General features: G+C 31.1%; 10 protein-coding genes. 8 read left to right on the top strand and 2 right to left on the bottom strand.

The genetic code is table 11. The annotated features are described in order from the left end of the window. Positions 1-11 precede the first annotated feature (11 nt). On the top strand, positions 12-1,355 hold the full coding sequence (locus CW731_RS12750; RefSeq protein ID WP_100947086.1) for a sigma-54 dependent transcriptional regulator: 1,344 nt from the start codon (positions 12-14) through the stop codon (positions 1,353-1,355). On the opposite strand, the gene CW731_RS12755 is transcribed toward CW731_RS12750, so the two are convergent. Together CW731_RS12755 and CW731_RS12760 are read right to left on the bottom strand one after the other, a co-directional pair. Continuing rightward, a complete protein-coding gene (locus CW731_RS12755) occupies positions 1,348-3,774 on the bottom strand; it encodes an ATP-binding protein (RefSeq protein WP_100947087.1) in 2,427 nt (808 codons plus the stop codon). The genes CW731_RS12750 and CW731_RS12755 overlap by 8 nt on opposite strands. A 72-nt stretch (positions 3,775-3,846) precedes the next feature. Continuing rightward, complete coding sequence (locus CW731_RS12760) at positions 3,847-5,061, bottom strand: DUF5103 domain-containing protein (RefSeq protein ID WP_100947088.1); 1,215 nt, start codon at positions 5,059-5,061, stop codon at positions 3,847-3,849. A 300-nt stretch (positions 5,062-5,361) separates the two neighbouring features. Between CW731_RS12760 and CW731_RS12765 the strand changes: the two genes are divergently transcribed. From CW731_RS12765 to CW731_RS12795, 7 genes are all read left to right on the top strand, one after another. Beyond that, positions 5,362-6,711 carry a Na(+)-translocating NADH-quinone reductase subunit A gene (locus CW731_RS12765; protein ID WP_100947089.1) on the top strand — a complete coding sequence of 450 codons (1,350 nt, stop codon included), beginning with the start codon at positions 5,362-5,364 and terminating at the stop codon, positions 6,709-6,711. 4 nt (positions 6,712-6,715) lie between these two features. After that, the gene (locus tag CW731_RS12770) at positions 6,716-7,933 is read left to right on the top strand and encodes an NADH:ubiquinone reductase (Na(+)-transporting) subunit B (protein ID WP_100947090.1); all 1,218 of its coding nucleotides are present in this window, start codon (positions 6,716-6,718) and stop codon (positions 7,931-7,933) included. 2 nt (positions 7,934-7,935) lie between these two features. Then, complete coding sequence (locus CW731_RS12775; protein ID WP_100947091.1) at positions 7,936-8,682, top strand: Na(+)-translocating NADH-quinone reductase subunit C; 747 nt, start codon at positions 7,936-7,938, stop codon at positions 8,680-8,682. Between the two features lie 3 nt (positions 8,683-8,685). After that, on the top strand, positions 8,686-9,333 hold the full coding sequence (locus tag CW731_RS12780; protein WP_100947092.1) for an NADH:ubiquinone reductase (Na(+)-transporting) subunit D: 648 nt from the start codon (positions 8,686-8,688) through the stop codon (positions 9,331-9,333). Between the two features lie 27 nt (positions 9,334-9,360). After that, on the top strand, positions 9,361-10,110 hold the full coding sequence (gene nqrE, locus CW731_RS12785) for an NADH:ubiquinone reductase (Na(+)-transporting) subunit E (protein ID WP_100947093.1): 750 nt from the start codon (positions 9,361-9,363) through the stop codon (positions 10,108-10,110). Positions 10,111-10,114: 4 nt separating this feature from the next. Continuing rightward, entirely contained in the window at positions 10,115-11,425 is a 1,311-nt protein-coding gene (gene nqrF, locus CW731_RS12790; RefSeq protein WP_100947094.1) for an NADH:ubiquinone reductase (Na(+)-transporting) subunit F, read from the top strand. Between the two features lie 101 nt (positions 11,426-11,526). After that, positions 11,527-12,324 (top strand): alpha/beta hydrolase, encoded by a 798-nt coding sequence (locus CW731_RS12795; RefSeq protein WP_232734673.1) that lies wholly within the window; start codon positions 11,527-11,529, stop codon positions 12,322-12,324. Positions 12,325-12,626: the final 302 nt, after the last annotated feature.

The raw sequence follows: 12,626 nt of genomic DNA on the forward strand, positions 1-12,626 counted from the left end.
GTATAAGCTTTATGAAAGGGATTTTATTAGTTGAAGATGATGTTGCGTTTTCAGAAATGTTGAAGCAATTTCTTATTAGGCACAAGTATGTTGTAGACGTGAGTTATAATATAAAAAATGCTTTGCAACAATTAGAAAAGCAAAATTACGATTTAGTTTTTACAGATTTACGCCTTCCAGATGGTGATGGAATTACGTTGTTAAAGGAAATAAAGCAGAGCAAGTACAATACTCCAGTGGTTTTAATGACGAGTTATGCAGAGGTTTCTACTGCTGTGCAAGCAATGAAACAAGGTGCTTTCGATTATATTTCGAAACCTTTTAACCCAAGTGAAGTTTTAGAAGTGATTAGCAATGCTTTAGAAGTAAAGACAAGTAATTTAGTAATTCATGAAGAAAAAGAAAAAGTAGAAGAAAGTAGCAAGCCAATAACAGGTTTTGTGCAAGGAATTAGTAGTTCGTCTAAAGTTCTCGACGAATATATTTGTTTAGTAGCACCGATTAATATGTCTGTGCTTATAACTGGTGAAAGTGGTACTGGTAAAGAAGTAGTAGCAAAATCAATTCACTTAAAAAGCCCAAGACACAATAAACCATTTATCGCTGTTGACTGTGGTGCAATTCCTAGAGAAATAGCTTCTAGTGAGTTTTTTGGACATAAAAAGGGTTCTTTTACAGGCGCAAATGAGGATAAAATAGGGCATTTTGAATCAGCAAATGGAGGCACACTTTTTTTAGATGAGGTTGGTAATCTAACGTATGAAAACCAAGTACAATTATTACGCGCTTTGCAAGAAAGAAAAATTAAACCCGTTGGTAGTAGTAAAGAAATTAATGTTGATATTCGATTGATTACAGCAACAAATGAAGATTTACTTGCAGCTGTTGAAAAAGGTGATTTTAGAGAAGATTTATACCATCGCTTAAATGAGTTTTCTATTAAAGTACCTAGTTTAAAAGATAGAAAGGATGATTTAATCTTATATGCAGATTTCTTTCTAAATAAGGCAAACGAACAGTTAAGCAAATCGGTGATTGGTTTTTCTAAAAATGTATTAACTATTTTTCAAAACTACCAATGGCCAGGTAATTTACGCGAACTATCTAATGTTATAAAAAGAGCTACTTTATTAACAAAATTAGAAATTATTGATGTTGATGTTTTGCCTAGCGAATTAACAAAAGTTAAAGAAAATACTATTTCATCAAACAAATTCTCTACAAAAGAAAACGAAAAAACACTTATTATAAGTGCGCTAGAAGAGGTTGGTAATAATAAAACCCAAGCTGCAAAATTGTTAAATATTACTCGGAAAACACTTTACAATAAAATGAAAGAATACGCGCTTAGTTAAGGTAGTTTTTCAATGCTTTTATAAATGTCTTTAAGTGTCCTTCAAAATCCATAAAAACTTTATTATCCATAAAATTAGTGGTTTCAAACACTTCTAAATAAGGAATAATAGCTTTAACTTCTAATTGCTTAAACATACTTAGCATTTTATGGCTAACCTCATTCAATAGATGAAGGTCATTGTTTTGCTTTGCCTTTTTCAATAATAAATAATCCTTTTGTGTCTCTTCCAAAAAAAGCTGTAATGTACTTCTTATTGCAGTAATATCATTATTCAAAAAAGAGCTAAAAGTTTCAATACTAAAACCTGCTGTTATTTTATCATTATTAATGGTGTGTGCTTTGGTTTCTAAAAGACGAGCATTAAAAAATTGCTGTAAAATGTTTTGAAGTTTGTTAGAATCAAATGGTTTTATTAATACTTCAGAAAAACCAATTTTTAGATACTCTTTTGTAGAAATATTTGCACGCCCAGTCATCGCAATTATAGGTTGATTTTGATAAAATTCACTGTTTTTAAGGATTTCCATAAAATGAATCCCATTCATTTTTGGAAGTTGAATATCAGTTAAAACAAAATCATAGGCTATTTTATCAATTGCTTCAATGGCTTTTTGAGCATTATCAAAAGTGTAGGTTTTAATATTAAATTGGTTTAAAAAAACTTTTAAAAGTTGTTGAATAGAGGCGTCATCTTCAATAATAACGGCAGTTAAATTAAAGCGGGTTATTTCGTCTTTAGGCTCGTTAATTTTTATAAGTGGTTTCTCCGATAATTTTACAGGTATCTTTAAGGTGAAAGTACTTCCGATGTTTAATTTGCTTTCTAAAGTTAAAGTACCGCCTAGTAATTCTGCTAGTTGTTTAGAAATGGTTAAGCCCAAACCAAATCCTTTTAGGTTATTTTCGTTATCGTTATCAGCTTGGTTAAAAGCTTTGAAAATAGTTGCTTTTTTATTTTCACTAATGCCAATTCCTGTATCGCTCACTAAAATTTCTAAGCTGCTTTTACTTCCTTGTTGCTTCAAAAAACTTTTAATGGTTATTGTTCCTTTGTTGGTGAATTTACAGGCGTTTACAATTAAATTAGATAAAATTTGTTTTATCCTAAACGGGTCGCTAATAATTTGATTATTGATAGCGCTATCTTGTTTAATTACAAAACGTATTGGTTTTTCTTGAATGATGGTTTTAGCATTTTGAGTGATTTCATCTATATAATTTTCTAAATTAAATGGAACTGACTCAATAGCTACATGTCCGTTTTCTAGTTTAGAAAACTCTAAAAGATCATCTACTAATTTCCCCATATAGTTTGATGCGCTGCGAATATGGTCGATGTAGTTTTTATCTTTTGTGTTTTGTGTAGATTTTTGAAGTAGTTCACTAAAACCAGAAATAGTACTTAGTGGTGTTCTTAAATCATGACTTACCATAGAAATTAACTGTTCTCTACTTTCTAAAATTGATTTTGTGGTTGCATTGGCTTTCTCTAATTGCTTACGGTATCGCTGGCTTTTCCAAAAATCACCTAAAATAATAATTGAAAAAATAATAATGATAATAAAGCTAATTCCCGCTGCAAACAGAATAATATTTCTACTATGGTTAAGGGTTGCTTCTCTATGTTTGTTCATATTACTGGTGTAGAGAATAATATCCTTTTCTAGGTTTTCTAAAAGTTCTTGTAATTTTCTAGAAATAGTTAAATCGTTTTCAATAAGTTCGTTTTGTTTTCTTTTTAGGTATATGCGATGTTTATTTGTTTTATTTTGAGCTTCTTTTAGCATACTCCTAGAAATAGATACTAGAGAGTCTATTTGTTTTTGCTCAATATTATTTGTAGAATCGTTCGGGATATATTTGCGAAGTGCACTGGTGAAATTCTCGAATTTTGATTGCGTTTCATTGTATAAAAAAAAAGGATTCTCGACTAAATCATTAGTTGTACCCTTGCCCAAAAGAGAATCAATGGCGCTTAACTTATTAATGGCTTTATTTATAGATTGATCAGAATCATAGTTGCGATTTAAGTTTTTTAAATCGATAATATTCCTTAGTTTTTTATCTATAATTAATTTAATACTATCTAAAATAAATTCCTGCGAATCATTAGCCACAATAAGACTTAGGGAATCTATTTTTGATACTAATTGTTTGTTTTCATTTAGATATTCCTCAAATTTTGTTTTAGAATTGAGTTGAAGTGCAGCTCTAGCTAAACTTTCATTTTTATAGATATTGGCTATTAAAGTTCCTGTTTTAACAATTATATTTCTATCTGAAATATCTTGTTTTTGTAACTGCGTAAATGTTTTTACTTCAGAGAGTACCAAATAACCAGAGGTGGCAGCTAAAAGACCAAGAATAATGTATCCTATTAAAACTTTAAAAGTAATCCTCTTTTCTAATAACTGCATAAAATATGTGTGTAATCTGGTTTCTTATAATTGGCTTATTTTTTTTTATTAAAAGTGTAGTATTTTATCTGTTTATCTATTCTGATTAAAATATCCTTTACCAACACCAATTACGCGGTCATACAAACTGCCAGAAGGTTTAAAGTAGATAATAACTGTGTACTCATTTTCAGTTTCAAAGAATGTACCATTAATCTCATTGGTATTTACAAAATTATCTTTACCAATGGTAGCAAACGTATAGTTATAAAAGCCTTGTTTTAGTAAGATATTTGTGGTGTATGTTTGGTTTTTTGGGTTGTAATACATTCTATTTTTATCAGAAATAGAAAAAGCATTGAACGCGCCATAAACGTAAACCTCTTTTTCTTTGAACATTTCGTCTACTTCCATAGAAAAATGCATTAAGGCATAGTCTGCCTCTGTGTTATTGTCATTTCCTTCTAAAGTTCTAATGGCAAATTGCCCGTTTATATCAGGATTGTATGTGTATTCTTTAAACGGATTATAGGTAAAAGGATACAAATAAAGGTTGTAAACATCTTCTTTCGTTATTTTTACAATATTTAAACTCCTATTTCGGATGGTTTTAGTATCAAAATTTAAATACTCATTTCCGCCCCAAAAGTTTGTCTTGTTTGTGTAGGTATATAAAAGCTGATTTGGTTTGAAAAAAGTAGGTTGCAAATTGGTAATAGTCTCGTTCCAATTATTGTTTTTTAGAATGGCAACATTTATTTCTTGGCTTGGGTTGTTTATTCTAGTTCCTGCATGGTTTATAGAGAATTGAACCGTTTGTTGTGTGTTTAGTGTCCTCGTATTTCTGCTTCGAACAACCGTAACAGGTACGGTAGTCTCATTTTCGTATAATACAAATCTTCTTGTAAAAACCACTTCATCATAGTTATTTAGAACCGATAAAAGATAGTTTCCACTCTTAGTAATTACGGTATTTATGTTCGGGATTTTAACTGAATAATGTGTGTAATTTTGCAACGTATTAAATGAATTTGTGACATTGATTATGGTGTTTTGGTCGAACCCATTTATATACTGACTCGAAAGTAATCTGCTAGGTTTCCAATCGTGCGTTTTGTGCTCAATTTTGTATTTATAATCTTTGCTATCTGCATCTAAATCATCAAAAGATAATTCTAAAACAGTGCCTAAAGGTACAATTGCAGAAAAACTATTTTCTTGAAGTGGACTAAGTTGAATTGTTCCAATATTTTGTGCATTTATAGAAGTAAATAAAATCAATAAAAGCCAAGTTATTTTTTTATGCATATTTTGTGGTAATTATAATTCAAAAGTACTAAATTTTGTACGTTAAATAGAATAGCAATTACTGTTCCTTTTTTTATGAAATTCGAATTAATTCTCATAAAATTTTAGATTAAAACAGTTTTTTATGCTTGATGTTTTTTGTTTTTAAAAAATTACTACAACGTTTTTAAAATATAATTATTTAGAATAGATATAAATAAGAATAATTCACTAAGATTAACCCCGAATGATATCAGTCCTCACTTACAAAATCTTTAAATTTGCATGATTTTTTTAGATAACTAAACATTCCAATTTACTATGTCAAAAGACATTCGTATTAAAAAAGGCTTAGATATTAAGCTTGTTGGCGTTGCAGAAAAAAATACTACCAAGAGTTCTCAAAGTAGTGTTTATGCAGTAAAGCCAGAAGATTTTCACGGAATAATACCCAAACTTATTGCCAAAGAAGGTACAGAAGTAAAAGCAGGAGAAGCACTTTTTCATTCAAAAAGTGACGCTCGTATTTTATTTCCTAGTCCGGTTTCTGGTAAAGTAGTAGAGGTAATACGTGGCGCAAGAAGAAAAGTTTTAGCAGTTAAAATTACTGCAGATGCTACACAAACTTATAAAGATTTTGGTACTAAAGATGCAGGCGCAATGTCTGCAGAAGAAGTTAAGAATCATTTATTTGAAGCAGGTTGCTGGCCATTTGTAAAACAACGTCCTTATGATGTTGTTGCAAATCCTAATCAAGCACCAAAAGCTATTTTTGTGTCTGCATATGCAAGTGCACCTTTAGCAGCTGATTTAGACTATACTTTAGTGGGAAAAGAAACAGAGTTACAAGCAGCAATTACTGCTGTTTCTAAATTAACTGAAGGCAAAGTACATGTTTCAGTTGGTGCAAATTCTACTTCTCCGTTGGCAAAGTTATCTGGTGTAGAACTGCATAAAGTTTCAGGACCACATCCATCAGGAAACGTAAGCACTCAAATTGCACAAATAGATCCTATTAATAAAGGTGAAGTTGTTTGGGTAATTACACCACAAGATTTAGTGGTTATTGGAGAGTTGTTTTTAACAGGTAAACTAAATTTAACTAGAACTGTTGCTTTAACAGGTTCTCAGTTTAGCAAGCCACACTATGTAACTGCAATATCAGGAGCTTCAATAGCAACTGTAACTGCAAATAACTTGAAAGAAGATAACACAAGAATTATTAGCGGAAACGTACTTTCTGGAAAGGAAGTAAAAGCAGATGAGTTCTTAGGTTATTATGACAATCAAATAACAGCGATTCCAGAAGGAGATGATTATGAATTTTTTGGTTGGAATAAACCAATTTTTAATAAAATATCTACTTCTAGAGCATTTACTTTTTCTTGGTTAACACCAAAGAAAAAATACGATCTAAACACCAATACAAATGGTGAGCATAGAGCTTTTGTAGTAACAGGTTCTTATGAAGAGGTATTTCCTTTAGATATTTATCCGATGCAATTACTAAAAGCATTTATGTATAAAGATTTAGATGAAATGGAAGCTTTAGGTGGTTACGAAGTAGCACCAGAAGATTTTGCACTAACAGAATTTATTTGTGTATCTAAACAACCTCACCAGAAGATAATTCGTGAAGGTTTAGATTTAATGAGAGAAGAATTAGGATAAGGTTATGAGCTTAAAACAAAACTTACATAATTTAAAGGAGAAATATAAAGGAACCAAAATGGCACCAGCGTTTAACGCAATCCATACCTTTCTATATCTACCAAATGAAGTTACTCACGGAGGAACTCATATAAAAGCAGCAGACGATTTAAAGCGTACAATGAATATTGTAATAATGGCTTTAGTACCTTGTTTGCTTTTCGGAATGTTTAATGCAGGTTACCAACATTATGCAGCGATAGACGGTTCTTTAAGAACAGACGTTTTAGCGAACTTTTTTACGTTGGACAATCTTTGGATTGGTATTATTAAAGTATTACCATTAGTAATTGTTTCTTACGGAGTTGGTCTTTTAGTTGAATTTATTTTCGCAGTTATAAAAGGGCACGAAGTAGAAGAAGGGTACTTAGTAACAGGAATGTTGGTTCCATTAATTGTACCTATTGACACGCCTTTATGGATGTTAGCAGTTGCAGTTGTTTTTGGAGTTGTAATTGGTAAAGAAGTATTTGGTGGGACAGGAATGAACATCTTAAATCCTGCTTTAACAATTAGAGCCTTCTTATTTTTCGCATATCCAACGTGGATGTCTGGAGATAAAGTTTGGGTTTATGGAGCTGCTGAAAGAGCTAATGAAATTGTTGCAGGTTCAAATGCAGATGCAATTTCAGGAGAAACAATCTTAGGAAGTTATGCCCAAAACCAAGAAGTAATTTATTCTACATGGGACAAGTTTATGGGATTTATTCCAGGTTCTATCGGAGAAACATCAACACTACTAATTCTTTTAGGTGCAGCATTCTTAATTTTTACGAAAATTGGAAGTTGGAGAGTTATTCTTTCTACTTTTATAGGAGCAGCAGTTATGGGATTGATATTCAATCAAATTGTAGCAGCAGATATTATTACAGAATCTAGTAAATTCTATGGCTTAATGAACACGGTTTGGTGGGAACATTTAATGATTGGTGGTTTGGCTTTTGGTGCTGTGTTTATGGCAACAGATCCTGTAACAGCATCACAAACAAATAAGGGAAAATGGATTTATGGTTTCTTAATTGGTTTTATTTCAATTATGATACGTGTATTTAATCCGGCATATCCAGAGGGCGTATTTTTAGCAATTTTATTGATGAATGTATTCGCACCAACAATAGACCATTATGTGGTTCAAGGAAACGTAAAAAGAAGATTAAAACGTACTAAAGTTAAAACTGCCTAATTATGAGTAAGAGAACAGATAGTAATGGATATACAATGGTTTTCGCCGTAATTATGGTGTTAATTGTTGGTTCTTTGTTAGCCTTTTTAGCTTCGTCTTTAAAGCCTACAATCAAAGAAAATCAGAGAATAGAGAAGCAACAAAATATTTTGTATGCGATGGGTGTAAATGAAAATGACGAATCTAGCGCAAACTTTGTGTCAACAAAAGTTGCAGGAGATGAGTTTAAGAAGTACATCAAAAAACAGTTAGTTTTAGAAGGAGATAAAGTTACCGAAAGTGAAGATGCTTATTTAATTGATGTTAAAAAACAACAAGCAAATGCAAAAGTAGGTAAAGTTAGAAAGTTGCCTTTATTTGTTGGAGAGAAAGATGGTAAAACATATTATGTTGCTCCAATTAGAGGGAAAGGTTTATGGGATGCAATTTGGGGATATGTTTCTATGGATGAAAATATGGTTGTACAAGGAGCCTATTTCGACCATAAAGGAGAAACACCTGGTTTAGGTGCAAACATTAAACAGCGTTATTTTATGGACGATTTTATTGGCGAACACTTAATGACTGAGTCAGGAGCTTTTAAAGGAATTACCGTTGCCAAAGGAAATAACGACCCAAAGAACGAAGACAAAACAGATTATGAAGTAGATGCAATTGCTGGTGCAACAATTACTGGTGATGGAGTTTCTGCCATGATAAAGAAAGATTTAGCACTGTATGTGCCTTACTTCAAAAACTTAAAAAAATAATTTATGGGACTTTTATCAAAAAAAGACGCAGTATTACTTACAGACCCATTAGCAGATAACAACCCAATTACTATTCAAGTATTAGGTATTTGTTCCGCTTTAGCAATTACAGCAGAATTAAAAGCTTCTATTGTAATGGCAATTTCTGTAATGTTTGTATTAGGTTTAGGAAACGTAGTTATCTCTTTAATGAGAAACATTATACCATCAAAAATTAGAATTATTGTTCAACTAATTGTAGTTGCAACTTTAGTTATCATTGTAGATTTAGTATTAAAAGCATTCGCTTATGAACTAAGTAAAACACTATCGGTTTTTGTTGGGTTAATTATTACAAACTGTATTATTATGGGGCGTTTTGAAGCTTTTGCTTTGGCAAACAAACCATGGAGATCTTTCTTAGATGGAATTGGAAATGCAGTTGGTTATGGTGTAATCTTAATAATTGTAGGTTTCTTTAGAGAATTATTAGGTTCTGGTACGTTATTAGGATTTAAAGTTTTAGGAGATCCAATAGAAAAAACAGGATTGTATGCTTTCGGTTATGAAAATAACGGTTTTATGCTATTATCGCCAATGGCATTAATTGTTGTAGGAATTATTATCTGGATTCAACGTAGTAGAAATACATCATTAATAGAAGAAAACTAAACGTTTAACGTTTAAATAATATAGAATATGGAACATATAGAATTATTTTTCAAATCGATATTTATAGATAACATGGTATTTGCAACCTTCTTAGGAATGTGTTCTTACCTTGCTGTATCTAAAAAAGTAGCTACAGCTGTTGGTTTAGGAGCTGCAGTAATCTTTGTATTGGCTGTAACAGTGCCTTTAAACTGGTTGTTAGATCAATATATATTGCAAGAAGGCGCATTGGTTTGGTTAGGTCCAGAATATGCACAGTACGATTTAAGTTTCTTATCATTTATCATGTTTATTGCAACTATTGCAACTATGGTACAATTGGTAGAAATAATTGTAGAGAAATTCTCTCCTTCATTATACAACTCATTAGGTATTTTCTTACCGTTAATTGCAGTAAACTGTGCTATTTTAGGTGGAAGTTTATTTATGCAATCAAGAGAAATTCCTTCTTTAGGATTGGCTTTAACTTACGGAGTTGGCTCTGGTATTGGATGGTTTTTAGCGATTTTAGCAATTGCAGCTATTCGTGAAAAAATTAGATATTCAAGTGTTCCACCTGCATTAAGAGGTTTAGGAATTACGTTTATCATTACTGGGTTAATGGCAATTGGTTTTATGAGCTTTGGTGGTATGCTAACTGGTGGAGATGAGAAGAAAGAAGAGAAACCAGCTTCTTCTATTAGTTCGAGCGCAGTTGAGAACAATGTAGAAGTAGAAAAAAATGAAAAAGAAGAAGCTAAAGAGATTGTAGCTGAAAACACAAATATAAACCAATAGTAGCATGATATTAGCAGCAGGTACAACAGGAACCATTATTGCAACAGTAGCAGCTTTTTTAATATTAACGCTGGTATTAGTCGCATTATTATTATTTGTAAAACAAAAACTATCACCATCTGGTCCTGTAAAGATTATGATCAATGGTGAAAGAGAAATAGAAGTAGCATCAGGAGATTCTTTATTAACCACTTTAGGTGGTAATAAGATTTTCTTACCATCTGCATGTGGTGGTGGTGGAACTTGTATTCAATGTGAATGTCACGTAAATTCTGGTGGTGGAGAAGCATTGCCTACAGAAATTCCTCATTTTTCTAGAAAAGAATTAAAAGAAGGTGCACGTTTAGCATGTCAAGTAAAAGTAAAACAAGACATGAATATTTCTATTCCAGAAGAAGTTTTCGGAATTAAGAAATGGGATGCAGTTGTTGTAAGAAATTACAACGTAGCATCATTCATTAAAGAGTTTGTTGTTGAAATTCCAGAAGATATGGGATATAAAGCAGGTGGATATATTCAAATTGAAATTCCTCCTTGTGAAGTAAAGTTTGCAGATATGGATATTACAGCACATCCAGAAGAGCATGAAACACCAGATAAATTTAAAGCCGAATGGGAGAAGTTTAAACTGAGACCATTGGTTATGAAAAATAATGAAACTGTAGAAAGAGCGTATTCTATGGCTTCTTATCCTGCAGAAGGAAGAGAAATTATGTTAAATGTACGTATTGCTACGCCTCCTTTTGATAGAGCAAAAGGTGGATGGATGGATGTAAATCCTGGAGTAGCATCTTCATATATTTTCAACTTAAAGAAAGGTGATAAATGTGTGATTTCGGGTCCTTATGGAGAATTTTTTATTAATGAATCTGAAGCAGAAATGTTATACGTAGGTGGTGGAGCAGGTATGGCACCAATGCGTTCTCACTTATACCACTTATTTAGAACCTTAAAAACCGGTAGAAAAGTAACATATTGGTATGGTGGACGTTCTAAAGCAGAATTGTTTTATATAGAACACTTTAGAGCCTTAGAAAGAGATTTTCCTAACTTTAAATTCTTTATTGCATTATCAGATCCTTTAGATGTTGATAACTGGAAAGTAAAGAAAGATATTAGTGATGAAGCTGGAGATGGTTTTGTAGGGTTTATTCACAATTGTGTAATAGAAAACTACTTAAATCACCACGAATCACCAGAAGATTTAGAATTGTATTTCTGTGGACCACCATTAATGAACAATGCTGTTCAGAAAATGGGAGAAGATTTTGGTCTTTCAGATGACAATATCCGTTTTGATGACTTTGGAGGATAGACCTCAATATTATATTAAGTATGTACGAATCCGATTCAATTTTTGAATCGGATTTTTTATTTATCAAAAAATAGTAGTTTTGTCAAAACTAATTGATAACAATGCATTTAACTTTATTTCCTCTTATTTTAATGAGTATTATTGTTTTAGTGTTTCTTATTATTTATTTTTTTCAAGAAAGATTTATTTTTAAGAATGGAGAAAGAATACATGGCAACTATTTATACAATTTTTTAAATAGTTTTGAAGAAATTTTTATAAAAATAGATGGCAACAGTATAATTAATGCACTTCATTTTAAATTAAAAAAACCAAAAGGAATTATTTTATTTTGCCATGGAAATAGCGGTAATTTACAAAAATGGGGAAATCGTGTTTCTTATTTTTTAGATTATAATTATGAGGTATTTGTTTTTGATTACAGGAACTATGGAAAAAGTACAGGAAATTTTAATGAAGCTAAAATGTATAATGATGCTTTACTAATGTATAATCACATAAAAAAAAGTTATAAAGAAGATACAATTGTTGTTTACGGTTTTTCACTTGGCAGTACTTTTGCTACAAGAATAGCTTCCATAAATAACCCCAAAGAGTTAATTTTAGAGGCACCTTTTTTTAACTTTAAAAAAGCGGTTCAGTATTATTCGAAATTTGCTCCAATTTTCTTGTTGAAATACAAATTTAGAACAGATTTAGATATTGTAAAAGTAACTTCACCAATTACTATTTTTCATGGTAACAAAGACCAAATAACCTCTTTTAAAGATGCAAAAACTCTTTTAGAACTAAACACCTTAAAAGAAAATATTTTCATTCAAATTGATGGAGGAACACATCATAACATAAGAGAAAATAAATTGTATGAACTAAAGTTACAAGAAATTTTAGAACGCTAGTGTTTTCTAACTCTTATTTAAAAGGAATTGTTATTATAGATAAACTCTTATTAGAAGTATCATCTAGGTAGGATATAAATAACTTCAGCAATCCTCTATTTTTTTCAATTGTATCTCTAGTTTCAGTTTTTACGATTGTAAGTTTTAATTCTCATCTTTACAACTCCATAAAATAACAGCTATAACTAGTAACATGATTATTCCATTATCTATTGGAAGTTTTGGGGTGATGGTGGAACTATTTGATGAAAATTATTTATGTAAGCAATGATGAATGTATTCTCTAATTTTAGAGTATTATT

The organism is Polaribacter sp. ALD11, from assembly GCF_002831685.1.
GTDB lineage: Bacteria > Bacteroidota > Bacteroidia > Flavobacteriales > Flavobacteriaceae > Polaribacter.